At 66.4% G+C, this 25,821-nt stretch carries 22 protein-coding genes; all 22 read left to right on the forward strand.

The window, feature by feature from the left end; translation table 11 throughout:
• Positions 1–40: 40 nt before the first annotated feature.
• Complete coding sequence (locus ACAM52_RS11075; RefSeq protein ID WP_369647011.1) at positions 41–1,915, forward strand: CocE/NonD family hydrolase; 1,875 nt, start codon at positions 41–43, stop codon at positions 1,913–1,915.
• A gap of 114 nt (positions 1,916–2,029) precedes the next feature.
• Positions 2,030–3,673, forward strand: a complete 1,644-nt coding sequence (locus tag ACAM52_RS11080) for a 3-(methylthio)propionyl-CoA ligase (RefSeq protein ID WP_070060678.1) — start codon at positions 2,030–2,032, stop codon at positions 3,671–3,673.
• A gap of 140 nt (positions 3,674–3,813) precedes the next feature.
• Complete coding sequence (locus ACAM52_RS11085) at positions 3,814–5,043, forward strand: branched-chain amino acid ABC transporter substrate-binding protein (RefSeq protein ID WP_062471303.1); 1,230 nt, start codon at positions 3,814–3,816, stop codon at positions 5,041–5,043.
• 201 nt (positions 5,044–5,244) lie between these two features.
• A complete protein-coding gene (locus ACAM52_RS11090) occupies positions 5,245–6,486 on the forward strand; it encodes a branched-chain amino acid ABC transporter substrate-binding protein (RefSeq protein ID WP_062471306.1) in 1,242 nt (413 codons plus the stop codon).
• An 83-nt stretch (positions 6,487–6,569) separates the two neighbouring features.
• On the forward strand, positions 6,570–7,523 hold the full coding sequence (locus ACAM52_RS11095) for a branched-chain amino acid ABC transporter permease (RefSeq protein WP_369647012.1): 954 nt from the start codon (positions 6,570–6,572) through the stop codon (positions 7,521–7,523).
• 4 nt (positions 7,524–7,527) lie between these two features.
• A complete protein-coding gene (locus ACAM52_RS11100; protein WP_369647013.1) occupies positions 7,528–8,853 on the forward strand; it encodes a branched-chain amino acid ABC transporter permease in 1,326 nt (441 codons plus the stop codon).
• A complete protein-coding gene (locus tag ACAM52_RS11105; protein WP_062471315.1) occupies positions 8,854–9,630 on the forward strand; it encodes an ABC transporter ATP-binding protein in 777 nt (258 codons plus the stop codon). It begins immediately after the preceding gene.
• A gap of 1 nt (position 9,631) precedes the next feature.
• Positions 9,632–10,327 carry an ABC transporter ATP-binding protein gene (locus ACAM52_RS11110; RefSeq protein ID WP_062471318.1) on the forward strand — a complete coding sequence of 232 codons (696 nt, stop codon included), beginning with the start codon at positions 9,632–9,634 and terminating at the stop codon, positions 10,325–10,327.
• A gap of 237 nt (positions 10,328–10,564) precedes the next feature.
• On the forward strand, positions 10,565–12,667 hold the full coding sequence (locus ACAM52_RS11115) for a 3-hydroxyacyl-CoA dehydrogenase NAD-binding domain-containing protein (RefSeq protein ID WP_369647014.1): 2,103 nt from the start codon (positions 10,565–10,567) through the stop codon (positions 12,665–12,667).
• 28 nt (positions 12,668–12,695) lie between these two features.
• Positions 12,696–14,171 (forward strand): M20 family peptidase, encoded by a 1,476-nt coding sequence (locus tag ACAM52_RS11120; RefSeq protein WP_369647015.1) that lies wholly within the window; start codon positions 12,696–12,698, stop codon positions 14,169–14,171.
• A gap of 43 nt (positions 14,172–14,214) precedes the next feature.
• Entirely contained in the window at positions 14,215–15,390 is a 1,176-nt protein-coding gene (locus ACAM52_RS11125) for an acetyl-CoA C-acyltransferase (RefSeq protein ID WP_070060672.1), read from the forward strand.
• Between the two features lie 2 nt (positions 15,391–15,392).
• Positions 15,393–15,875, forward strand: a complete 483-nt coding sequence (locus ACAM52_RS11130; RefSeq protein ID WP_369647016.1) for a PaaI family thioesterase — start codon at positions 15,393–15,395, stop codon at positions 15,873–15,875.
• 18 nt (positions 15,876–15,893) lie between these two features.
• Entirely contained in the window at positions 15,894–17,747 is a 1,854-nt protein-coding gene (locus tag ACAM52_RS11135) for an acyl-CoA dehydrogenase (protein ID WP_369647017.1), read from the forward strand.
• A gap of 2 nt (positions 17,748–17,749) precedes the next feature.
• Positions 17,750–17,989 (forward strand): hypothetical protein, encoded by a 240-nt coding sequence (locus ACAM52_RS11140; protein ID WP_369647018.1) that lies wholly within the window; start codon positions 17,750–17,752, stop codon positions 17,987–17,989.
• Positions 17,990–18,012: 23 nt separating this feature from the next.
• Positions 18,013–18,315 carry a Dabb family protein gene (locus tag ACAM52_RS11145; protein WP_307638155.1) on the forward strand — a complete coding sequence of 101 codons (303 nt, stop codon included), beginning with the start codon at positions 18,013–18,015 and terminating at the stop codon, positions 18,313–18,315.
• The gene (locus ACAM52_RS11150) at positions 18,305–19,702 is read left to right on the forward strand and encodes a DUF2252 domain-containing protein (protein ID WP_369647019.1); all 1,398 of its coding nucleotides are present in this window, start codon (positions 18,305–18,307) and stop codon (positions 19,700–19,702) included. Before ACAM52_RS11145 ends, ACAM52_RS11150 begins: the two co-directional genes overlap by 11 nt.
• Positions 19,703–19,772: 70 nt before the next feature.
• Positions 19,773–20,573: an SDR family oxidoreductase gene (locus ACAM52_RS11155; RefSeq protein WP_159271792.1), complete on the forward strand. Its 801-nt coding sequence runs from the start codon at positions 19,773–19,775 to the stop codon at positions 20,571–20,573.
• Position 20,574: 1 nt separating this feature from the next.
• Positions 20,575–21,045, forward strand: a complete 471-nt coding sequence (locus ACAM52_RS11160) for a PaaI family thioesterase (protein ID WP_082817985.1) — start codon at positions 20,575–20,577, stop codon at positions 21,043–21,045.
• Positions 21,046–21,069: 24 nt separating this feature from the next.
• Positions 21,070–22,086: an NADP-dependent oxidoreductase gene (locus ACAM52_RS11165; RefSeq protein WP_369647020.1), complete on the forward strand. Its 1,017-nt coding sequence runs from the start codon at positions 21,070–21,072 to the stop codon at positions 22,084–22,086.
• Between the two features lie 96 nt (positions 22,087–22,182).
• Positions 22,183–23,823 (forward strand): isovaleryl-CoA dehydrogenase, encoded by a 1,641-nt coding sequence (locus ACAM52_RS11170; RefSeq protein WP_369647021.1) that lies wholly within the window; start codon positions 22,183–22,185, stop codon positions 23,821–23,823.
• A gap of 32 nt (positions 23,824–23,855) precedes the next feature.
• Positions 23,856–24,794 (forward strand): glutathione S-transferase family protein, encoded by a 939-nt coding sequence (locus ACAM52_RS11175; RefSeq protein ID WP_369647022.1) that lies wholly within the window; start codon positions 23,856–23,858, stop codon positions 24,792–24,794.
• A gap of 107 nt (positions 24,795–24,901) precedes the next feature.
• Positions 24,902–25,807 carry an SDR family oxidoreductase gene (locus ACAM52_RS11180; RefSeq protein ID WP_062471360.1) on the forward strand — a complete coding sequence of 302 codons (906 nt, stop codon included), beginning with the start codon at positions 24,902–24,904 and terminating at the stop codon, positions 25,805–25,807.
• Positions 25,808–25,821: the final 14 nt, after the last annotated feature.

The following is a 25,821-nucleotide window of genomic DNA, read 5'->3' on the forward strand; positions in this document are numbered from 1 at the left end:
CCACCAGAACGATCACAGAGACAACACCATGAGGATTTCCATGCACCCCCGCCGATGGCGCCTTGCCGCGTCGCTGCTTGCCATCGCGGCGGGCCTTGCGGCCTGCGGTGGCGGTTCGTCGGGCGGCAGCGGGTTCAGCTTCTTTCCGCCCGCCGCCGAAACGCCACCCGCGCAGCCGCCGGTCACGCCCGAGACGGGCCCGGTCCGCAAGTGGGGCTACATCACGCTGCCCGATGGCAACCGGATGCGCTATTCGCTGCTGCTGCCCAGCGGAGGCAACGCCACCTATCCGCTGCTGGTCGAGTACGACGGCTACAGCTCGGGCTCGGCCCCGAACATCGGCCAGCGCTGGCTGGCCGAGGGCTATGCGGTGATGGGCCTCAATGTGCCGGGCACCGGCTGCTCGACGGGCGACGACCAGGTCTTCGACGCCAGCACCGGCGCGGCCGGTGCCTTCGCCCTCGAATGGGCCGGCAAGCAGCCATGGTCGAACGGCAAGATCGGCATGATCGGCTACTCGTACTCGGGCTACAACCAGCTGTGGGTGGCCGCGCACCGGCCCAAGGGCCTGCTGGCGATCACGCCCAGCAAGAACGTGACCGACCCGTACCGCGACGTGGGCTACCCGGGCGGCATCAAGAACGTCGGCTTTCCCGCGCAGTGGTGGGGCGGCTTCCCGGCCACCTGGAACCGCGCGGCCGCGCTGGCCGCCAAGCTCGACGGCGACACGGAGTGCGCCAAGACCGTGGCCGACAACATCGAGAAGCTCAAGCGCCCCGATCTCGACCTGACCAAGTGGCTCGAGAACCCGTACGCCGACGGCCTCTACGTGAAGCGCAGCGCGTTTTACGAGACCGGCAAGATCGACATTCCCGCACTGGGCACCCAGTCGTGGCAGGACGAGCAGATCGGCCCGCGCTCGGGCTACTACGAAGACACCATGGCGCCCGAAAAGATGTGGCTCATCAGCTCCAACGGCGACCACCACACCAACGTCACCTCCGACTACATCGACGGCACGCTCAAGCGCTTTCTCGCCCATTTCGTGAAGGGCGAGGACAACGGTTTCGAGAAGGAGCCGCACGTGCGCCTGCTGCAGGAAATGCAGCAGACCGACCAGAAGGCGATCAACGGTGCCGCCAAGCTGAAGCAGACGGCCGTGGCCGAGTTCGACCGCCTGCCGGTCAAGGTCAAGCCGATGCGCCTGTGGATGCAGCCGGGCGGCGTGCTCGCCGACGCGAAGCCGACCGCCGGCGCGGCCTCGTCCGACTACCGGTATCCGGCCAAGAGCCCGGTGGTGAACAACCCGGCCGCCGAAGGCTGGCAGGCCGTGGCCGATGCGGAAAAGGACGGCCAGCTCACCTTCACCACCGCCGCATTGCCCGAGGACCTGAGCTTCTACGGGGAAGGCTCGGCCGACCTGTACCTGAGCGCCACCGCCGACAGCACCGACCTGCAGGTCACGGTGTCGGAAGTGCGCCCCGACGGCAAGGAGATGTTCGTGCAGCGCGGCTGGCTGCGCGCCTCCAAGCGGGCGCTTGACGCCAGCCGCTCCACCGAGCTGCGCCCCTTCGGCGACTTCACCCAGCCCAAGGAAGCGCCGCTGCAGTCCGGCCAGCCCAACCTGGTGCGCATCGAGATCCAGAAGTTCGCCCATGCCTTTCGCGCCGGCTCCAGCATCCGCGTGACGGTGGACTCGCCGTCGCAGACCGGCTTCTGGCTGTTCGGCAACGACACGAGGCCTTCGACCAACACGCTGTGGCACCAGGGCGCGAGCGCGTCGAGCATCGTGCTGGGCTACGTCGCCTACCCGCATGCGGCCGCGCTGCCCGAGTGCGGCAAGACGCTGCGCCAGCCGTGCCGGACCAACGTGGTGACGGTGCCCGCGGGCACCGGTCCGAAGGCGCCCACTTGAGCCGCTTCGTTCAATCATGCAGTGCGGGTTTGTGTCATTGTGCAAGTGGCCGAAGCTTGCGTGAATCTCTCGTTCGCAACGCTTTTTGAAGTCATTTCACATAGGAGTCCGTAGATGCTGGGTTTGATGCAAGACCAACCGCTTTTGATCTCGTCGCTGATCGAGTTCGTCGAGCGCCACAACGGCGACGGCGAGATCGTCTCGCGCCGTGTCGAGGGCGATATCCACCGTTGCACCTGGAGCGACATCGCATCGCGCGCCAGGCAGGTGGCCAATGCGCTGGATGGCGAGCAGCTGCTGTTCAGCGACCGCATCGCCACCCTGGCCTGGAACGGCTACCGCCACCTGGAGCTGTACTACGGCGTGAGCGGCAGCGGCCGCGTGCTGCACACCATCAACCCGCGCCTGCACCCCGACCAGATCGCGTGGATCGCCAACCATGCCGAAGACCAGATCCTGTGCTTCGACCTGAGCTTCCTGCCGCTCGTGCAGGCGGTGCATGCGCGCTGTCCCACGATCCGGAAATGGGTTGCACTGTGTGACGCCGACAAGCTGCCGGCCGACAGCGGCGTGCCCAACCTCGTGAGCTACGAGGCCTGGATCGGCACGCAGTCCACCACCTACGATTGGCCCACCTTCGACGAGAACTCGGCCTCGAGCATGTGCTACACGAGCGGCACCACGGGCAACCCGAAGGCCGCGCTGTACAGCCACCGCTCGACCATGCTGCACGCCTACGCCGCTGCGCTGCCCGACGTCATGCGCATCTCGGCGCAAGACTCGGTGCTGCCGGTGGTGCCGATGTTCCACGTCAACGCCTGGGGCATTCCGTACTCGGCCGCGCTGGTGGGCTGCAAGCTCGTGTTCCCGGGTCCGTCGCTGGACGGCAAGTCGGTGTACGAGCTCATCGAGTCCGAAGGCGTGACCTTCGCGGCCGGCGTGCCCACCGTGTGGCAGATGATGCTGGGCCACATGCAGACCAACGGCCTGAAGTTCAGCAAGCTGAACCGCACCGTCATCGGCGGCTCGGCCTGCCCGCCGGCCATGATCACGGCGTTCCAGGAGAACTACAACGTCGAGGTGCTGCATGCCTGGGGCATGACCGAGATGAGCCCGCTGGGCACGCTGTGCACGCTGAAGAACAAGCACCTGTCGCTGCCCGCCGACGCGCAGCTGCAGATCCGCATGAAGCAGGGCCGCGCCATCTTCGGCGTCGACATGAAGATCGTCGACGGCAACGGCGACGAGCTGCCCTGGGACGGCAAGGCCTACGGCGACCTGTTGGTCAAGGGCCCCTGGGTCGTCAAGGAGTACTACAAGGGCGAGGGCGGCAATCCGCTGGTCGCCGACGCCGCGGGCCGCGGCTGGTTCCCCACCGGCGACGTGGCCACCATCGATGCCGAGGGCTACCTGCAGATCACCGACCGCAGCAAGGACGTGATCAAGTCCGGCGGCGAGTGGATCAGCTCCATCGACATCGAGAACATCGCCGTCGCGCACCCGGCCATCGCCATGGCGGCCTGCATCGGCGTGTTCCACCCCAAGTGGGACGAGCGCCCGATCATCGCCGTCGTGAAGAAGCCCGGCGCCGAAGTCACCCGCGAGGAGCTGCTGAAGTTCTACGAGGGCAAGACCGCCAAGTGGCAGATCCCCGACGACGTGGTGTTCGTGGAGGCCATTCCGATCGGCGCCACCGGCAAGATCCTCAAGACCAAGCTTCGCGAACTGCTCAAGGACTACAAGCTGCCGGGCCTCTGAAGCACGGCCAAAGCCCACCCGCACTGTCGCGCACGCGATAGGAAGGCCGCCCCGGCGGCTTTCCTTCCGGGCATTCCCTGTGCGGCGAAGAAAAGGGCGCTTGTACGCTGGCGTCCCGCCTTTCAACCAGGAGACTCTTCATGCACTTCGGTATCAAGTCAGTGGCCGCCTGCGCCATGTTGGTGAGTGTTTCAGCGTCGTTTGCCCAGAAGGGCGAAACCGTCAAGATCGCCTGGCTGGACCCGCTGTCGGGTCTGATGGCGGCCGTGGGCACCAACCAGCTCAAGACGACCCAGTACCTGGCTGACGAGTTCAACAAGAAGAATGCGTCGGGCGTGAAGTTCGAGATCATCGCGATCGACAACAAGCTGAGCCCGCAGGAGACCACCGCGGCGCTGCGCTCGGCGCAGGACCAGGGCGCGCGCTACATCACCCAGGGCAACGGCTCGGGCCCGGCGCTCGCGATCATCGACGCCGTCGAGAAGAACAACGCGCGCAATCCCGGCAAGGAACTGCTCTACCTGAACTATGCGGCGGTCGATCCCGACCTGACCAACAGCAAGTGCAGCTACTGGCACTTCCGCCTCGATGCCGACACCTCCATGAAGATGGAAGCGCTGACCACCTGGATGAAGGACCAGGCCGACATCAAGAAGGTCTACATCCTGGGCCAGAACTACTCCCACGGCCAGCAGGTGTCCAAGTTCGCCAAGGACAACCTCAAGACCAAGCGCCCTGACATCCAGATCGTCGGCGACGACCTGCACCCGCTCGCGCAGGTGCGCGATTTCTCGCCCTACATCGCCAAGATCAAGGCCTCGGGCGCCGACACGGTCATCACCGGCAACTGGGGCTCCGACCTCTCGCTGCTCATCAAGGCGGCGAACGACTCGGGGCTGGACGTCAAGTTCCTCACGTACTACGCACCGGGCGCCGGCACGCCCACGGCCATGGGCGCCACCTCGGCAGGCAAGGTCTACACCGTGGCCTATGCCCACTACAACATGGGCGGCGAAATCCAGCGGCTGCTGACCGGCTACAAGAAGAAGATGAACGACGACCTGACGCAGTCCTCGATCTATCACACCTTCGCATTGCTCGATGCCGCTTTCGTGCAGACCAAGTCGACCGACCCCGTCAAGGTGGCCGCGGCGCTCGAAGGCATGAAGATCAAGAGCTTCAACGGCGAGGTCGAGATGCGCAAGGCCGACCACCAGTTGCAGCAGGGCCTGTACATCTCGCGCTGGGAGAAGGCCAGCGCCAAATACCCCTACGACGCCGAGAACACCGGCTACACCAACGTCCCCGTGAAGTATTACGAGTCGTATGTGGCGAGCACGCCCACGACCTGCCAGATGAAGCGCCCCTAGGCGTCTTTGTGAACGCATTTCCTACCCATCGGTAGAAGATACCTACCGCCGGGTAGCAAAAGAAGGAAATGCACTGTCGCCTGCGCGATAGATACGTGCCTTTGCAGCCCCTTCCTTACGGGCATTCCCTGAGGGGTGGGGTGGCAAAGACTTGTACGCTTGTGCAGCGTTTTTGATATCGGTTTGACCAGGAGATATAGATTGAAGTTCGCTCTGAAGATCGCTACCGCCGCCGTGCTCGCGGCAAGTGCCACCGGTGCCCTTGCCCAGAAGGGTGAGACCGTCAAGATCGCGTGGCTGGACCCGCTGTCGGGCCTGATGGCGGCCGTCGGTACCAACCAGCTCAAGACCTTCCAGTTCCTGGCCGAAGAATTCAACAAGAAGAACGTGGCCGGCGTGAAGTTCGAGGTCATCGGCATCGACAACAAGCTCAGCCCGCAGGAAACCACCGCCGCGCTGCGCTCGGCCATGGACCAGGGTGCGCGCTACGTGGTGCAGGGCAACGGCTCCGGCCCGGCGCTGGCCATCATGGACGCGCTCGAAAAGCACAACGCCCGCAACCCGGGCAAGGAAGTCGTGTACTTCAACTACGCGGCCGTCGATCCCGATCTGACCAACAGCAAGTGCAGCTACTGGCACTTCCGCCTCGATGCCGACACCTCCATGAAGATGGAAGCCCTGACCACCTTCATGAAGGACCAGGCCGACATCAAGAAGGTGTACCTGATCAACCAGAACTACTCGCACGGCCAGCAGGTCGCGAAGTACGCCAAGGACAACCTCAAGACCAAGCGCCCCGACGTGCAGATCGTCGGCGACGACCTGCACCCGCTGGCCCAGGTGCGCGACTTCGCGCCCTACATCGCCAAGATCAAGGCCTCGGGCGCCGACACCGTCATCACCGGCAACTGGGGTTCCGACCTGGCGCTGCTCATCAAGTCGGCCAACGACGCAGGCCTGAACGTCAAGTTCTACACCTACTACGCCGTGACCAACGGCACGCCGACCGCCATGGGCGCGGCCTCGGACGGCAAGGTCTACATGGTGGGCTACAGCCACTACAACGCGCCGGGCCCGATCGCGCCGATGATGAACGAGTTCAAGAAGCGCTTCAACGAAGACCTGTACACGACGTCGCCGTACACCGTGTACGCGATGCTCGCCGAAGCCTTCGTGCGCACCAAGTCGACCGACCCCGTCAAGGTGGCCGCCGCCATGGAAGGCATGAAGTTCAAGAGCTTCAACGGCGACGTCGAGATGCGCAAGTCCGACCACCAGCTGCAGCAGGGCCTGTGGATCACGCGCTGGCAGAAGGCCGACGCGAAGAGCCCGTACAGCCCGGAGAACACCGGCTACACGCTGGCACCGGTCAAGTACTACGAGCCCTACGTCTCGAGCACGCCCACCTCGTGCCAGATGAAGCGACCCGGCGGCGCCTCCTGATCGCCTGCTGATCGCTCACTGACCGGTCGAGGCCCGACTTCAACACTCGGGCCTCTTTCTTTTTCAACCGACACGGAAGACCGATGAACGTCGAATTCTTCGTCATCTCACTGCTCAACGGCGTCAGCTACGGCCTGCTGTTGTTCATGCTGAGCTCTGGCCTTACGCTGATCTTCAGCATGATGGGTGTGCTCAACTTTGCACACGCCAGCTTCTACATGCTGGGCGCCTATTTCGCCTACACCCTGTCAGGCATCGTCGGCTTCTGGCCCGCGCTCTTTCTCTCGCCGCTGCTGGTGGGGGCACTGGGGGCGGCCTTCGAGCGCTACAGCCTGCGCCGGGTCCACAAGTTCGGCCACGTGCCCGAGCTGCTGGTGACCTTCGGTCTTTCGTACCTCATCCTCGAGCTGGTCCAGCTGGTCTGGGGGCGTTCCACGGTGCCCTACGGCCTGCCCGAGGCACTGCAGGGCCCGCTCTTCACGCTGTACGGCACGCAGTTCCCCAAGTCGCGTTCCTTCATCATGCTGGTGGCGCTGCTGATGCTGGTGTCCGTGTGGCTGCTGCTCACGCGCACCCGCATCGGCCTGGTGATCCAGGCGGCGCTCAAGCACCCCGACATGGTCGAGGCGCTGGGCCACAACGTGCCGCGCGTATTCATGCTGGTGTTCGGCGGCGGTGCCGCACTCGCCGGCCTGGCGGGCGTGATCGGCGGCAACACCTATGTCACGGAGCCGGCCATGGCCGGTTCGGTCGGCACCATCATCTTCGTGGTGGTGGTGGTCGGCGGCATGGGCTCGCTGGCGGGCGCCTTCCTGGCGTCGCTGCTGATCGGGATCATCCAGACCTTCGCGGTCGCGCTGGACCAGTCGCTGGCCACCGCGCTGCAGGCCCTGGGCGTGGCCGTGACCGACCAGACCTTCGGCTACGAGCTGCTCAAGCTCACGATCTCGCAGGTCGCACCGATCCTGCCGTACCTGTTCCTCGTGCTGATCCTCATCTTCCGCCCGAAGGGTCTTCTGGGCACCCGGGAGGACTGACACCATGACCACCGCAACCACCACTTCACCGACGACCCCGACGCGGTACTACCGCTTCAAGCCCTGGAACATCGGGCGCTACCTGGTCTGGGCGCTGTTCGCCCTGGTGCTGATCATCTCGCCGATGCTGTTCAAGAGCAGCCTGGCGCTGACGATGCTCTCGCAGATGGGCTACCTGATCATCATCTGCCTGAGCTACAACATCCTGCTGGGGCAGGGCGGCATGCTGAGCTTCGGCCATGCCGTCTACACCGGCCTGGGCTCGTTCATCGCCATCCATGCGATGAACCTGGCGACCAAGGGCGGCCCGACGATTCCGCTGGTGCTCATTCCGCTCGTCGGTGGCCTGGCGGGGATGTTCTTCGCCATCCTGCTGGGTTTCGTGACCACCAAGAAGTCGGGCACCACCTTTGCCATGATCACCATGGGCATCGGCGAGCTCGTGGCCTCGATGGCGCTGATGTTCCCCAGCTTCTTCGGCGGCGAGGGCGGTATCACCACCGACCGCGTGTACGGCCCCACCTTCTTCGGCTTCAACTTCGGCTCGCAGATCCAGGTGTACTACCTGATCGCCGTGTACTGCTTCGTGTGCACCGCGCTCATGTATGCCTTCACCGGCACGCCGCTGGGCCGCATGCTGAATGCCGTGCGCGACAACCCGGAGCGCGTCGAGTTCATCGGCTACAACACGCAGCGCGTGCGCTACTTCGCGTTCATCATCGCGGGCTTCTTCGCCGGCATCGGCGGCGGCCTGGCCTCGATCAACTTCGAGATCGTGAACGCGGCCGACAGCCTGAACGCCATCCGCTCGGGCGGCTACCTGCTGTTCACCTTCCTGGGCGGCGCGGTGTTCTTCTTCGGCCCGATCATCGGCGCGGTGCTGCTGGTGTTCGCCTCGATCCTGCTGTCCGAACTGTCGAAGGCCTGGCAGCTGTACTTCGGCCTGGTGTTCGTGTTCATGGTGATGTTCGCCCCCGGCGGCATCGCCAGCCTGGTCATGATGAACCTGCGCGTGGCCAAGTTCGGCAAGTTCAACCGCTTCTGGGGCCTGTATGCCGCGCTCGCCGTGGCCCTGGTGCCGGTGGTGGTCGGCGCTGCCGCGCTGATCGAGATGATCTATCACATCCAGCTCAACGCGGCGATGGGCCCGGACCTGAAGTTCTTCGGCACCATGCTGAACACGGCGGGCGTGACCAGCTGGCTGGGCGCCATCGCGATCCTGGCCGTCGGCCTGGGCCTGCTCGAGGTGGCACGACGCCGCTTCGTGCGGGTCTGGGGCCAGGCGCAGGAAGAGATCGAAGCAGAAATCAAACGTCGGGAGGCGGCGTAAATGAGCGCGCAATACGCATTGGAACTGAAGGCGCTGCGCAAGAATTTCGGCAAGACCGAAATCATCCGCGGCGTGGACCTGGCGGTGAAGGCCGGCGAACGCATCGCCGTGATCGGGCCGAACGGCGCGGGCAAGTCGACGCTGTTCAACCTGATCAGCGGGCGGCTCACGCCCACCAGCGGCGAGGTGCTGCTCAACGGGCAGCGCATCGACGGCAAGAAGCCCTATGAAATCAACCGCCTGGGGCTGTCGCGCAGCTTCCAGATCACCAACATCTTCCCGAAGCTCAGCGTCTTCGAGAACCTGCGCTGCGGCGTGCTGTGGAGCCTGGGCTACAAGTACACCTTCCTGCGCTTTCTCTCGAACCTGGACGACGCCAACGCGCGCACCGAAGAGCTCATCAAGCAGATCGGCCTGGAGCGCAAGCGCGACGTACATGCGGTGAACCTCACCTATGCCGAGCAGCGCGCGCTCGAGATCGGCGTGACCATCGCCGGCGGCGCCGGCGTGATCCTGCTGGACGAGCCCACGGCCGGCATGAGCAAGACCGAGACCTCGCACTTCATCTCGCTCATCAAGCACGTCACCGTCGGCAAGACGCTGTTGACGGTGGAGCACGACATGGGCGTGGTCTTCGGGCTGGCCGACAAGATCGCCGTGGTGGTCTACGGCGAGGTCATCGCCTTCGACACGCCGGCTGCCGTGCGCGCCAATGCGCGCGTGCAGGAGGCTTACCTGGGTTCTTCCGTGGCCGATGCACAAGGGGCGGGACACTGACATGCTGAAGCTTCACGACATCCACGCCTACTACGGCAAGAGCCATGTGCTGCATGGCGTTTCCTTCGACGTCCGCCCGGGCGAGATCGTGGCCCTGCTGGGTCGCAACGGCTCGGGCCGTTCGACCACGGCCAAGGCCATCATGGGCCTGGTGCATGCCGAGGGCACGCTGCAGTGGAAGGGCGGCGACATCCTGCGTCGCAAGGCCTACGAGATCGCGCACATGGGCATCGGCTACGTGCCCGAGAACCGAGACATCTTCCCCAAGCTCACGGTGCACCAGAACCTGCTGCTGGGCCAGAAGGGCTCGGGCAAGGGCAGCCGCTGGTCGTTCGACGACATGTACGGCATGTTCCCGCGGCTGAAGGAGCGCCAGCACACCGAGGCCGGCGTGCTCTCGGGCGGTGAGCAGCAGATGCTCACGCTGTGCCGCACGCTCATGGGCGACCCTGACCTCATCATCATCGACGAGCCCACCGAAGGCCTCGCGCCCAAGATCGTCGAGCTGGTGGGGCAGTACCTGCGCACACTGAAGGACAAGGGCATCTCGGTGCTCCTCATCGAGCAGAAGCTCACCATCGCGATGCAGATTTCCGACCGCGCGCTCGTCATGGGCCACGGCAGCATCGTGTTCGACGGGACGCCCGACAGCCTGCGCGCCGACGGCACCACCCGCAGGGAGTGGCTGGAGGTTTAAGCAAACCCCCAGGCTTCGCGCACTTCGTGTCGCGCGCGCCTTCTCCCTTGCAGGGGGCAACACCTGCGGCCCGGCAAAGCCGGTTCCGCGGTGTTCCTGGAAAGTCCGGCTCTCTCTTGAGGCCCTTGTCCCGACAGCGACTGCGTGCCATTGTTCGGCCACGCAAAACGCCTAGAATCTTCGAAAAAGAACACTCGTGCTTTTTCTTCTTTTTCTTCACACACCAAGGAACGCAGCATGACGGCTGAATACAAAGTGCTCGGCGATGTCGCCGTGATCACCCTGACCAACCCGCCGGTCAACGGTCTCGGCTTCTCGACACGCATCGGCATCACCGACGGCCTGTCCAAGGCCAATGCCGACAGCGCCGTCAAGGCCATCGTCATCACCGGCGCCGGCAAGGCGTTCTCGGGCGGTGCGGACATCAAGGAATTCGGCACGCCCAAGGCGCTGCAAGAGCCCAACCTGCTGAGCGTGATCCTCTCGCTCGAAGCCTCGCCCAAGCCCATCGTCGCAGCCATCCATTCCGTGTGCATGGGCGGCGGCCTGGAGCTGGCCCTGGGTTGCCACTACCGCGTGGCCGCACCGGGCACCAGCGTGGCACTGCCTGAAGTCAAGCTCGGCCTGCTGCCGGGCGCCGGTGGCACGCAGCGCCTGCCGCGCGTGATTGGCGTGGAAACCGCCCTGAACATGATCGTCAGCGGCGAGCCCGTGAAGAGCGAACTGCTCGCCAGCCTGCCTGGCCAGAAGCTGTTCGACAAGCTGGCCGCCTCGGCCGAATCGGTGTTCGACGAAGCCGTCGAGTTCGCCAAATCGGTCGCTGCCAAGGGCGGCGAGCTGCCGCTGGTGCGCAACCTGCCGTGCAAGCACCCGCAAGGCGATGCCTACTTCCAGTTCGCCAAGAACATGGTCGGCGGCATGTCGAAGAACTACCCCGCGCCGCTGAAGTGCGTCGACGCCGTGCAGGCCGCGACCAAGATGAAGTTCGACGACGGCATGGCCGAAGAGCGGCGTCTCTTCACCGCGCTGATGTTCACGCCCGAATCGCTGGCCCTGCGCCACCTGTTCATGGCCGAGCGCGCCGCGAGCAAGATTCCCGACGTGCCCGAAGACACGCCCAAGCGCGAGATCAAGGCCGTGGGCGTCATCGGCGCCGGCACCATGGGCGGCGGCATCTCGATGAACTTCCTGAACGCGGGCATCCCCGTCAAGATCCTCGAGATGAAGCAAGAGGCGCTCGACCGCGGCATTGCCACCATCAAGAAGAACTACGAAGCCCAGGTCAAGAAGGGCAAGCTCAAGCAGGACAAGTACGAGCAGCGCATGGCGCTCCTGAGCACCACGCTGAGCTACGACGACCTGAAGGACGCCGACCTCATCATCGAAGCGGTGTTCGAAGAAATCGGCGTCAAGGAAAAGGTCTTCAAGGAACTCGACCGCGTCGCCAAGAAGGGCGCCATCCTGGCCTCGAACACCTCGACGCTCGACGTCGACAAGATCGCCTCGTTCACCGACCGTCCGCAGGACGTGGTCGGCATGCACTTCTTCAGCCCGGCCAACGTGATGAAGCTGCTCGAAGTGGTGCGCGGCAAGGCCACGTCCAAGGACGTGCTGGCCACCGTGATGGCCATCGGCAAGAAGATCAAGAAGACCTCCGTCGTGTCGGGCGTGTGCGACGGCTTCATCGGCAACCGCATGATCGAGCAGTACAGCCGCCAGGCCGGCTTCCTGCTGGACGAAGGCGCCACGCCGCAGCAGGTCGACAAGGCCATCGAGAAGTTCGGCTTTGCCATGGGCCCGTTCCGCATGGGCGACCTGGCCGGCAACGACATCGGCTGGGCGATCCGCAAGCGCCGCGCCGTCGAGCGCGCCGACATGAAGTACAGCCGTACGGCCGACAAGCTGTGCGAGCTGGGCCGCTTCGGCCAGAAGACCGGGGCAGGGTGGTACGACTACCAGGCCGGCAAGCGCGACGCCATCCCGTCGGAACTCGTCAACAAGATGATCGAGGACCACCGCAAGGAACTGGGCATCACGCCGCGCAAGATCTCCGACACGGAAATCGTGCAGCGCCTGGTGTTCGCCCTCGTCAACGAAGGCGCGCACATCCTGGAAGACGGCATTGCCTCCAAGTCGGGCGACATCGACATGGTGTACCTCACCGGCTACGGCTTCCCGATCTACCGCGGTGGCCCGATGCACTACGCCTCGCAGGTCGGCCTGTACAACGTGGCCGAGACGATGAAGCGCTTTGCGCTGAACCCGCGCGACGACGCCGAGTTCTGGCAGCCCGCACCGCTGATCCAGAAGCTGGTGGCCGAAGGCAAGTCCTTCAGCTGAGACGACTGACCCAGGATCAAGACCGCCCATGTTGAAACGCATCTTCCTCGGGCTGCTGCTGGTGCTCCTGGCACTGGTGGCGGCCGTGGCGGTCAAGACCTGGACCACGCCATCGCAGCAACTCGCGGTGGCGCCCGCACCCAAGCTGGACATCGACCTGCAGGCAGCTGCCAAACGGCTGTCTACGGCGATCACGTTCCGCACGGTGTCGAGCATGGACGACTCGGTCGCCAACGCGGCCGAGTTCGACAAGCTCCACGCTTACCTCGAACAGCAGTACCCCAAGGTCCACGCCACCCTGAAGAAGGAAGTGGTGGGCAACAAGGCGCTGCTCTACACATGGACCGGCACCGACCCGTCCGCCAAACCCATCGCGCTGATGGCGCACCAGGACATGGTGCCTATCGCCCCCGGCACTGAAAAAGCCTGGACGGTCGACCCCTTCGGCGGCGATATCAAGGACGGTTTCGTCTGGGGCCGCGGCACGCTCGACAACAAGAGCAATCTTTTCGCGCAGATGGAAGCCATCGAGCTTCTCATCGGCGCCGGCTTCAAGCCGAAGCAGACCGTCTACCTGGTCATGGGCGACGACGAAGAGGTGAGCGGCCTGCGTGGCGCGCTGCCCATCGCCGAACTGCTCAAATCGCGCAACGTGCGCCTCGATTGGGTGCTCGACGAAGGCCTGCTGGTGCTCGACGGCGTGCTGCCCGGTCTTTCGAAGCCCGCGGCGCTCATCGGCCTGGCCGAGAAGGGCTACGGCACGTTCTTCCTGTCGCTGGACACCGCCCCCGGCCATTCGTCGATGCCGCCGCAACACAGCGCCATCGGCAGCATGAGCGCCGCATTGGCCCGGCTCGAAGCCAACCCGATGCCCGGCGGCATCCAAGGCGTGGCCGGCCAGATGTTCGGCGCGCTCGCGCCCGAAATGAGCGGCGTCAACCGCGTGATGCTGTCCAACCTGTGGCTCACCGAGTCGCTGGTGCGCGGCCAGCTCGAGAAGAGCCCCAGCAGCAACGCCATGCTGCGCACGACCACGGCGCTGACCATCGTGCGCGCCGGCAACAAGGACAACGTGCTGCCCGGCCGCGCCGAGGCTGCCGTCAACTTCCGCATCCTGCCGGGCGACAGCATCGCGAGCGTCGAAGCGCACCTGCGCAAGACGCTGGCCAACGACGACATCAAGATCAAGCAGTACCCCGGCAACTCGGAGCCGTCGCCCGTGTCGCCGACCGACAGCACCGGCTACCGCGCGATCCAGCAGGCCGTGCGTCAGAGCTTCCCCGACGCCGTGGTAGCGCCCGGTCTCATGACCGCCGCCACCGATTCGCGCCACTTCAGCCTCGTGAGCGACGCCGTCTTCCGCTTCTCGCCGTTCCGCGTGAAGAGCGAGGACCTGGCGCGCTTCCATGGCAACAACGAACGCCTGGCCATCTCCAACTACGGCGAGATGATCGGCTTCTATCACCAGCTCCTGAGCAACACCAACGCTGCTCCGGCGCAATGACGACCACACCCTCTTTTCCCTTCCATCTTCAAAGGACCTCACCATGACCAGCGCCGTCATCGTTTCCACCGCCCGCACGCCGCTCGCGAAGAGCTGGAAGGGTGCCTTCAACATGACCCACGGCGCCACGCTGGGCGGCCATGCCGTGCAGCACGCGGTGCAGCGCGCCGGCATCGATCCGGCCTCGGTCGACGACGTCATCATGGGTTGCGCCACGCCTGAAGGCGCCACCGGCTCCAACATCGCGCGCCAGATCGCACTGCGCGCCGGCCTGCCGGTCACCACCTCGGGCATGACCATCAACCGTTTCTGCTCGTCGGGCCTGCAGACCATCGCCACCGCCGCCCAGCGCATCATCGCGGGCGAGGGCGACGTGTACGTGGCCGGCGGCGTCGAGAGCATCTCGTGCGTGCAGAACGAAGCCAACACGCACATGCTGGCCGACCCGTGGCTCGTGAAGCACAAGCCCGAGATCTACTGGAACATGCTGCAGACCGCCGAGCAGGTCGCCAAGCGCTACAACATCGGCCGCGACGCCATGGACGAGTACGGCGCACAGAGCCAGCAGCGCGCCACCGCCGCGCTCGAGGCCGGCCTCTTCAAGGCTGAAATCGCCCCCATCACCGTGCTGGCCGGCGTGGCCGATCCCGTGATGGGCCTGCGCACCAAGGAAGTCACGATCGAGAACGACGAAGGCATCCGTCCCGGCACCACCAAGGAAGGCATCAGCGGCATCCGCTCGGCCATGCCCGGTGGCCTGATCTCGGCCGGCAACGCCAGCCAGTTCTCCGACGGCGGCGGCGCCTGCGTGGTGGTCGACGAGAAGTACGCCCAGCAGAAGGGCCTGAAGCCCCTGGGCCGCTTCCTCGGCTTCGCCGTGGCCGGCTGCGAGCCCGACGAAATGGGCATCGGCCCGGTCTTCGCCATTCCCAAGGTGCTCAAGCGCCTGGGCCTCACGGTCAACGACATCGACCTGTGGGAACTGAACGAAGCCTTCGCCGTGCAGGTCATCTACTGCCGCGACAAGCTGGGCATTCCGGGCGACCGCCTGAACGTGAACGGCGGCGCCATCGCCGTGGGCCACCCCTACGGCGTGAGCGGCCAGCGCCTCACGGGCCACGCGCTCATCGAAGGCAAGCGCCGCGGCGCCAAGAAGGTCGTGGTCACGATGTGCATCGGCGGCGGCATGGGCGCTGCGGGCGTGTTCGAGGTCCTGTAACCATGTCCGGCTTGGGCAATGACCAGGAGGTCTCGCCCGAAGCCGTCCTGGCCTACGGCCGCAGCGTGCTGGCTGCGCAGCCCTTCAGCGTGCTGATCGGCGCCGAGCTGCATGCGCTCGCGCCGGGCCATGCAGAGCTCCAGCTGCCGCTCGGCGCGCAGCTGAAGCAGCAGCACGGTTTCGCCCATGGCGGCATCGTGAGCTACATGGCCGACAACGCGCTGACCTTTGCCGGCGGCAGTGCCTTGCGCGTGCCGGTCGTGACCTCCGAATTCAAGATCAACTACGTGCGGCCCGCCATCGGCCAGCGGCTGATTGCGCGCGCCCGGGCCGTGCACACCGGCAGCTCGCAGGCCGTGTGCACCTGCGAGGTGGTGGCGGTGGCCGACGACGGCACCGAGAAGCTCTGCGCGCTGGCGCAGGGCACCATCGCCACGCTGCCCGATTCCCCGAAGAAGAAGACTTCGTCACCCGCGAAGTCGTAGCCTGAAGAAGACATCACCATGAGCCTGCGTCCCACCCTCGACTTTCTGCTCTACGACTGGCTCGACGCCGAGAAGCTCAACCAGAGCGAGCGTTTTGCCGACCACTCGCGCGAGACCTTCGACGCCGTGCTCGACACCTGCGAGCGCATCGCGCGCGAAAAGTACGCGCCGTTCAACCGCACCGTCGACACGCAGGAGCCGCATTTCGACGGCGAGAAAGTCATCCTGCCGCAGGCCACGCACGATGCGCACAAGGCCTTCGTCGAGTCCGGCATGCTGAGCGCCGCCCAGGACTACGAGATCGGCGGCATGCAGCTGCCCTACACGGTGCAGGCCGCAGCCAACAGCTTCTTCGCGATGGCCTCGGTGAGCATCGGCTCGAACATGCTCACCAGCGGCAACGCCAACCTGCTCATGGTGCACGGCACCGAGAAGCAGAAAGAGGTGTTCGCCAAGAATGAATTCTCGGGCCGATGGGCGGGCACCATGTGCCTGTCGGAGCCCCAGGCCGGTTCGTCGCTGAGCGACGTGGCCACGCGCGCCGTGCCCGATGGCGCCGACTTCCAGGACGACCCGCTGGGCCCACGCTACCGGCTCACGGGCAACAAGATGTGGATCTCGGCCGGCGACCACGAGCTGACCGAGAACATCGTGCACATCGTGCTGGCCAAGATCCCCGACGAGAACGGCAAGCTCATTCCGGGCACGCGCGGCATTTCGCTGTTCATCGTGCCCAAGCGCATGGTGGACACGCAGGGCGAACTCACCGGCGAGCGCAACGACGTGGCGCTGGCCGGCCTGAACCACAAGCTCGGCTGGCGCGGCACCACCAACACGCTGCTGAACTTCGGCGAGGGCAAGTACCCGGTCGGCGGCAAGGCCGGCGCGGTGGGCTACCTGGTCGGCGCGCCCGGCAAGGGCCTGCACTGTATGTTCCACATGATGAACGAGGCCCGCATCGGCGTCGGCACCGCCGCCACCATGCTCGGCATGGCCGGTTACTACGCCTCGCTCGAGTACGCCAAGAGCCGCCCGCAGGGCCGGCTGGTGAAGAAACCCGAAGCCGCCGGCGCCGCCGTGGCCAAGGACTCGGCCGCGCCGCAGGTGCGCATCATCGAGCACGCCGACGTGCGCCGCATGCTGCTCGCCCAGAAGGCGTACTGCGAGGGCGCGCTGGCGCTGGAGCTGTACTGCGCCCGCCTGGTCGACACGCAAAAAACCGGCGACGCCGCGCAGGCCGACGACGCGCGCCTGCTGTTGGAGGTGCTCACGCCCATCGCCAAGAGCTGGCCCAGCGAGTGGTGCCTGGAGGCCAATTCGCTGGCCATTCAGGTGCACGGCGGCTACGGCTACACGCGCGACTTCCCGGTGGAGCAGTACTGGCGCGACAACCGCCTGAACATGATCCACGAGGGCACGCACGGCATTCAGGCGGCCGACCTGCTGGGCCGCAAGGTGCTGATGGAAAAGGGCCGCGGCCTGCAGCTGCTGGCCGGGCGCATCACCGAGACCATCGGCCGCGCCGCCAGGGTGCCCGCGCTGGCGCCGCACGCCAAGGCGCTGGGCGCCGCGCTGCAGCACATCGGCAGCGCCACGGAGGCCGCCTGGTCCACCGGCGACCCGGCCGACGCGCTGGCCAACGCCGTGCCCTACATGCAGGCCTTCGGCCACACGGTGCTGGCCTGGCTCTGGCTCGACGTGGCGCTGCGGGCGCTGGAAATCGACGCACAGAAGGCGAGGGCGGTAACAGCTGGCAAGATCGGCGCCACGGACTATTTCTTCCACTACGAGCTGCCGAAAATCGGTGCCTGGCTCCAGGTGGTCGAAACCCGTGACCCGACCTGTACCGCTTTGCCCGAGGACGCTTTCTGACAATGGCCAACGCCGCCCCGAACTCACCCCCGCCCGCCGCCCAACCGCCGAAACCACCCAAGCCGCATGCGCGGCTCGAGAAGTGGATCTGGATCCTGATCTACGGCGGCCTGTTCCTCGTGATCCTGGGCATCGCCACGGGCCGCACCGAGCCCACGCTGGGCTGGTCGATGGCCGTGCCCGGCGCCGTGGTCGCCGCAGTGGGCGTCGTGCTCATCTACGTGCGTTCGCGGCTCAAGTAAAAAAACAAGGCAAGGACCCGACCATGCTCAAGCACATCGTGATGTGGAAGTTCAAGGAGCACGCCGAGGGCGCCGACAAGGCGACCAACCTGCTCAAGGCCAAGGCGCTGCTCGACGCCTGCGCCAAGCTCTCGCCCGGCACGCACCGTTTCGAGGTGGTCATTGCCCAGCCCGGGCTCGAGGCCACCTACGACCTGATCCTGAACTCGGAATTCACCGACGCCGCCGCGCTGGCGGCCTACGCCGACCATCCCCAGCACGTGGCGCTCAAGCCCTTCATCGGCGCCGTGCGCGAAGCCCGCCAGTGCATGGACTATGAGCTCTGAAGCCCACGCGCCCGACGCCACGGCCTCACCGGCCGAGCGGAGGGCGTTCGGCCGTGCGCAGCGCCAGCGCTGTGCGCTCGGTCAGTGGGCGCAGGTGCCCCGGCCCGACGCCACCGACCGCGATCCGCTCGGCTGGCTGAAGGCGTCCAACCGCGGCCGCGTGCCCGAGCTGGTGCCGGTGCGCCACGGCCGCATGCTGGTCAGCCCCTTCACGTTCTACCGCGGCGCCGCCAGCCTGATGGCGAACGACCTCGCCAGGCTCCCGCACAGCGGCATCGCGACGCAGCTGTGCGGCGATGCGCACCTCGCGAACTTCGGCTTCTTTGCCAGCCCCGAGCGGGCGCTGGTCTTCGACATCAACGATTTCGACGAAACCCTGCAAGGGCCCTTCGACTGGGACGTGCGTCGGCTGGCCACCTCGTTCGTGGTGGCCGCGCGCGACCGGGGTTTCAAGCCGCGCATCGGGCGCGAGGCCGTGCAGCAGCTGGCCGAGGCCTACCGCGACCGCATGCGGGCCTTCGCGCGCATGGACACGCTGGAGGCCTGGTACGCGCGGCTCACCTCGCAAACCCTGCTGAAGCTCGGCGCCGAAGACGCGACCGAACTCGCGGTCATCAAGAAGGCGCGCCGCAGCACCTCGCGCGTGTTTGCTGACAGCGCGACCGAGACGGTCGACGGCCGCCTCATGATCCGCGACCAGCCGCCGTTCGTGTACCACGACGCCCGCGCGACGGCGCGTGAAATCAAGCGCTTCCGTGCTGGGCTGCCGGCCTTCCTGGCGCAGTACCGCACCAGCCTGCCGCCCGAGCGCCAGCGGCTGTTCGACCGCTACGAGCTGCACGACGTCGCGGTGCTCACGCCCGGCGTCGGCTCGGTCGGCCGGCGCTGCTTCCTGCTGCTGTTCGTGGCCGACCGCGCGCACCCGCTGTTCCTGCAGTGCAAGGAGGCCGGCGAGTCGGTGCTCGAAGCCCCGCTGGGCGCGGCACCTGGCACGGCGTCGCCGGGCCAGCGCGTGGTGCAGGGCCAGCGGCTGGCACAGGCCGCCAGCGATGTCTTCCTGGGCTGGGCCCAGGGACCGGGCGGGCGCGGCTTCTACGTGCGGCAGCTGCGCGACATGAAGGCCTCCTACAAGCTTGAGGACTTCAAGCCGGTCGACCTGCTCGAGTTCGCCGAAGCCTGCGGCTACAGCCTGGCCCGCGCGCATGCCAAGGGCGGCGACGCCTGGGCCATCGACGGCTACCTGGGGCGCGCCAGGAGCTTCAACACGGCGCTCGCCGATTTCGCCGAAGGCTATGCCGACGTGAACCAGGCCGACTGGCGCCGGCTGAAAAAAGCCGTGGCCGCCGGCAAGGCCGCCGCGGTCGAGGCCGACGACACCGCGTCCTGACGGCCCAAAGCCACCGCCTTCGCCACCAACGCAACCCTCTTCTTTCATCATCCACACCGGAGACACCGACATGACGAAGCCCCGCACCACCCAACAGCTGTTCGACCTCACGGGTCAGACGGCGCTCATCACCGGCGGCTCGCGCGGCCTGGGCCTGCAGATGGCCCATGCGCTCGGCGAAGCCGGCGCGAAGATCATGCTGAGCTCGCGCAAGGCCGACGACCTGGAGCAGGCCGCCGCCGAACTGCAGGCTGCCGGCATCGACGCGCGCTGGATCGCCGCCGACTGCTCCAAGGAAGAAGACACCCGCCGCCTGGCCGACGAGACCCTGCAGCGCATGGGCGGCGTCGACATCCTCATCAACAACGCCGGCGCCAGCTGGGGTTCGCCGGCCGAGAGCCACCCCGTCGAGGCCTGGGACAAGGTGATGAACCTCAACGTGCGCGGCTACTTCATCCTGTCGCAGCAGATCGCCAACGGCTACATGATCCCGAAGAAGCGCGGGCGCATCATCAACATCGCCTCGATCGCGGGCCTGAACGGCAACCCGCCCGGCATGCAGACGTTGGCCTACAACACCTCGAAGACCGCGGTGATCGGCTTCACCAAGACGCTGGCCGCCGAATGGGGCAAGTACAACATCAACGTGAACGCGATCTGCCCGGGCTTCTTCATGACGAAGATGGCCGCCGGCCTGATCAAGACCCTGGGCGAAGAGCACATGGCCGCCTCGGCGCCGCTGGGCCGCCTGGGCGACGACGAAGACCTGAAGGGCCTGACGCTGCTGTACGCGAGCGATGCCGGCAAGCACATCACCGGCCAGTGGGTCGCGGTCGATGGCGGCGTGAGCGTGGTGCTGGGTGCGGCCTGACATGTCCGATTCGCCTGAAAAGTCCAGCGACATCAACATCCGCTCGTACACGAGCCAGATTCCGTTCGCGCGCCACCTCGGCTTCGAGCTCACGAAGTTCGAGGACGGCCAGTCCGAGATCATCTACACCGCCAAGCCCGAGCACCTGAACACCTTCGACGTGACGCACGGCGGCGCCTGCATGACGCTGCTCGACATCGCCATGGCGGCCGCTGCGCGCAGCGTGGCGCCCGAGACCGGCGTGGTCACCATCGAGATGAAGACCAGCTTCATGCAACCGTCGGTCGGCCCGCTGCACGCACGCGGCACGCTGCTGCACCGCACCGCGACGCTGGCCTTCACCGAAGCCAAGATCTACGACGAGCAGGAGCGCGTGTGCGCCCATGCGACCGGCACCTTCAAGTACGTGAAGCGCCGGCTGCCGACCGGCCCCGCGAGCGCCAACGCGATGCGCCCGCCATCCACCGACTGACATCCCATTCCCCCGGAGACTTTCATGCCCGCCAACAAGCAGATCCACCTCGACAACCGCCCCGAGGGCGAAGCCACGGCCAGCAACTTCAAGCTGGTGACTGTCGAGACGCCCGCGCTCGCCGACAACCAGGTGCTGGTGCGCCACCACTACATGAGCCTCGACCCGTACATGCGCGGGCGCATGAACGACTCGAAGAGCTACGCGCAGCCGCAACCCGTGGGCCAGGTGTTCCAGGGCGGCACGGTCGGCGAAGTGGTCGAGAGCAAGCACCCCAAGTTCGCCGTGGGCGACAAGGTCGTCGGCTTCGGCGGCTGGCAGGAGTACAGCGTGGTCGATGCCTCGCAGCCCGGCGCGCTGAAGAAGGTCGACACCACGCACGTGCCGCTGTCGCACTACCTCGGCGCCGTCGGCATGCCCGGCGTGACGGCCTGGTATGGCCTCGTGAAGATCATCGCGCCCAAGGCCGGTGAAACCGTGGTCATCACCGCCGCCAGCGGCGCCGTGGGCAGCGCCTTCGGTGCGCTGGCCAAGGCGCGCGGCTGCCGCGTGGTCGGCATCGCGGGCGGCCCCGACAAGTGCAAGTACGTGACCGACGAGCTCGGCTTCGACGCCTGCATCGACTACCGCCAGCACCCCGACGTGAAGACCATGAGCGCCGCGCTCAAGGAAGCCTGCCCGAACGGCATCGACGGCTACTTCGAGAACGTCGGCGGCTACATCTTCGACGCCGTGCTGCTGCGCACCAACGCTTTCGCGCGCGTGGCGCTGTGCGGAATGATCGCGGGCTACGACGGCCAGCCGCTGCCGCTGGCGAACCCGGCACTGATCCTTATCAACCGCCTGAAGATCGAGGGCTTCATCGTCAGCGAGCACATGGAAGTGTGGCCCGAGGCGCTGACCGAACTCGGCACGCTGGTGGGCACGGGCAAGCTCAAGCCGCGCGAGTCGATCGCGCAGGGCATCGAATCCGCCCCTGAAGCCTTCCTGGGTTTGCTCAAGGGCAAGAATTTCGGCAAGCAACTGGTGAAGCTCATCTGATGGCTTGAAACGCACGGCAAGGAGGCCGGTCATACGCGCCGCGCCGGGCCGCCCCAAGCAAGCGTGCACCGCAATGCGAAGCATGGAGGTATGCGAATGAACCCGACGCACGAGGTCTTCAACCAGCCCACGCCGCTGGTCGACTACAACCTCTTCGACACCCACCGCCCCCTGCGCGATGCGCTGAAGTTCAACGCGCCCACGCTGCAGACCACGCAGCTGCACGAGCTGGGCGCCACCCTCGGTTCGGCCGCCATGCAGACGCATGCGCGGCTGGCCAACATCCACACGCCCGAACTCCACACGCACGACCGCTTCGGCCGTCGCATCGACGAGGTGGAGTTCCATCCGAGCTACCACGCGCTGATGACTGCCGCGGTGGGCGCGGGCCTGCACGGCACGCCGTGGACGGGCACATCCGCCTCGCCGCACGTTCTGCGCGCGGCGGGCTTCATGCTCTTCACCGAGCTGGAGCCGTCCATCCTGTGCCCGATCTCGATGACCTACGCGGTCACGCCCGCCTTGCGCGGCAACGCGGGCGTGCATGCCGACTGGGGCCCGAAGCTCGCCAGCCTCTGGTACGACCCCGCGCTCAAGCCGCTGCACGACAAGCCTGGCGTGACCATGGGCATGGGCATGACTGAGAAGCAGGGCGGCTCCGACGTGCGGGCCAACACCACGCAGGCCGTGCGCGACGGCAGCGACGCCTGGGGCGAGCGCTACGCGATCACCGGTCACAAGTGGTTTTTCTCGGCGCCGATGTGCGATGCCTTCCTCATCCTCGCGCAGGCGCCGGCCGGGTTGTCGTGCTTCTTCCTGCCGCGCGTACTGCCCGATGGCACGCGCAACGCCATCCACATCCAGCGCCTGAAGGACAAGCTCGGCAACAAGGCCAATGCCAGCTCCGAGGTCGAGTTCCATGGCGCCAGCGCCTGGCTCGTGGGCGAGGAGGGCCGCGGCATTCCGCAGATCCTCGAGATGGGCACGATGACGCGGCTCGACTGCTCGCTCGGCACCAGCGGCCTCATGCGCCAGGCATTGGGCATTGCGCTGAACCACACGGCGCAGCGCCAGGCCTTCGGCAAGCCGCTGGTCGAACAGCCGCTCATGAAGAACGTGCTGGCCGACCTCGCGCTCGAAAGCGAAGCCGCCACCGCCCTGGCGATTCGCCTCGCGCGGGCTTTCGACCGCCAGGCCGACGCGCACGAAAACCTGATGGCGCGCCTGCTCACGCCGGTCGCCAAGTTCTGGATCTGCAAGCGCGGCAGCCACTTCGCGCAGGAGGCCATGGAGTGCCTGGGCGGCAACGGCTACGTGGAAGAGGGCGGTGAGGGCATCCTCGCGCGCATCTACCGCGAGATGCCGCTCAACTCCATCTGGGAGGGCGCCGGCAACATCATGGCGCTCGACCTGCTGCGCGGCCTGCGCAAGGGCGACGCCGTGGCCGCGCTGGCGCACGAACTGGCCCCCGCGCGCGGCCAGCAGCCCGCCCTCGACCGCCTGGCCGACGCCTTGCCCGCACGCATCGAGGCCATGGCCTCCGAGACCGAGGCACGCCGCCTCGCGCAGGACGTGGCACTGGCCGTGCAGGCCGCCTTGCTGGTGCAGACCGCGCCCGCCGCCGTGGCCGATGCCTTCTGCGCCTCGCGCCTGGGCGGCGATTGGGGCCAGGCCTTCGGCACGCTGGGCGCGGGCACCGATTTCGATTCGATCATCCAGCGGGCCCAGCCGCGCTGAGTTCCGACAAGAACACCTCCACGAAAGACGCCATGGCCGACCTCATCCTTCACCACTACACCACCTCGCCGTTCTCGGAAAAGGTGCGCACGATCCTCGGCGCGAAGAAGCTGCCGTGGAAGTCGGTCTTCATTCCGCCAATCATGCCCAAGCCCGATGTGGAAGTGCTCACGGGCGGCTACCGCAAGACGCCGTTCCTGCAGATCGGTGCCGACATGTACTGCGACAGCGCGCTCATCGCCGACGTGCTGGAGCACCTGCAGCCCGAGCCCACGCTCTACCCGCAGCCCGAGAAGGGCATGTCGCGCATCCTCGCGCAATGGGCCGACACCTCGCTCTTCTGGGCCGCGATGGCCTGGAGCCTGCAGCCCAAGGGCGCCGCCGAGGTGTTCGCCAAGGCGCCGCCCGAAGCCATCAAGGCCTTCGGCGAAGACCGCGGCAAGATGAGCGCCGGCAACATGGCGCGCCTGCGCCCGGCCGACGCCACCGGCGCCTACAAGTCGTACCTGCGCCGCCTGTCGGACATGCTCGACGACAAGCCCTTCCTGCTCGGCGAAGTGCCGTGCATCGCCGACTTCTCGGCCTACCACCCGCTGTGGTACACGCGCCGCATCGAGGCGGTGAAGGGCATCCTCGATCTGACGCCCGCGGTGCTCGACTGGATGGACCGCATGGCCGCCATCGGCCACGGCAGCTCGTCGAAGTTCTCCAGCGACGAGGCCATCGCCGTCGCCAAGGCCGCCACGCCACACACGCTGCTGACCGACAGTACCTTCCAGGACGACCACGGCATTGCGCTGGGCAGCGCCGTCACCATCCGCGCCGAGAGCTTTGGCCTCGAGGAGACGGCGGGCACGCTGGTGGCCGCCACGCGCACGCACTACACGCTGGAGCGCAGCAGCGAGCGCACGGGCACGGTGCATGTGCACTTTCCGCGCATCGGGTATGTGTTGAAGAAAGCAGAGGCCTGATGAGCGAAAGATCCGCGTGCGACGGGCACCTTCGTGACTGCGCCGGCGCGCGTTCCGTATTTCAATAGGGGCTTCCGCTTCAACGTCAGAGACAAGGACACCGGCAAATGATCCAGGACTTCAAGGGCAAGACCGCCGTACTCACCGGCGCAGGCTCGGGCTTCGGCCTCGAATGCGCGCGCATCGGCGCCGCCCGCGGCATGAACCTCGTGCTGGTCGACGTGCAGCAGGACGCACTCGACAAGGCCAAGGCCGAGATGGAAGCCCTGGGCGTCCAGGTGCTGGCGCGCAAGGTCGACGTGTCCGACGCGGCCCAGATGGAAGCGCTGGCCGCTGCCGTCAAGGAGCGCTTCGGTGCGCCGCACTTCGTGTTCAACAACGCCGGCGTGGGCGCCGGCGGCCTGGTGTGGGAAAACACCGTGGCCGACTGGGAATGGGTGCTGGGCGTCGACCTGTGGGGCGTGATCCACGGCGTGCGCCTGTTCACGCCGATGATGCTCGAGGCCGCCGCCAAGGACCCGAGCTACCGCGGCCACATCACCAACACCGCCAGCATGGCCGGCCTGCTCACGCCGCCCAACATGGGCATCTACAACGCGGCCAAGGCCGCCGTCGTGAGCCTGACCGAAACCATGTACCAGGACCTGAACCTGGTCACCGACCAGATCGGCGCCAGCCTGCTGTGCCCGTACTTCGTGCCCACCGGCATCACGAGCAGCGAGCGCAACCGCCCGAACGCACCGAAGGACACCGAGCTCACCAAGAGCCAGCTCATCGGTCAGGCCATGAGCAACAAGGCGGTGAGCAGCGGCAAGATCACGGCCGCCGAGGTGGCGCACAAGGTGTTCGAGGCCATCAGCGACAACCAGTTCTACGTGTTCAGCCACCCGAAGGCGCTGGGCAACGTGAAGAGCCGCATGGAGAACATCGTGTCGATCACCAACCCGGCCGACCCGTTCCTGGAGCGCCCCGAGATCGGCCAGAAGCTGCGCGAGCAGCTCCGTTCCGCCTGATCCCTTCCTGAGGC

The organism is Variovorax sp. V118 (genome assembly GCF_041154445.1).
Taxonomy (GTDB): Bacteria; Pseudomonadota; Gammaproteobacteria; order Burkholderiales; family Burkholderiaceae_C; genus Variovorax; species Variovorax boronicumulans.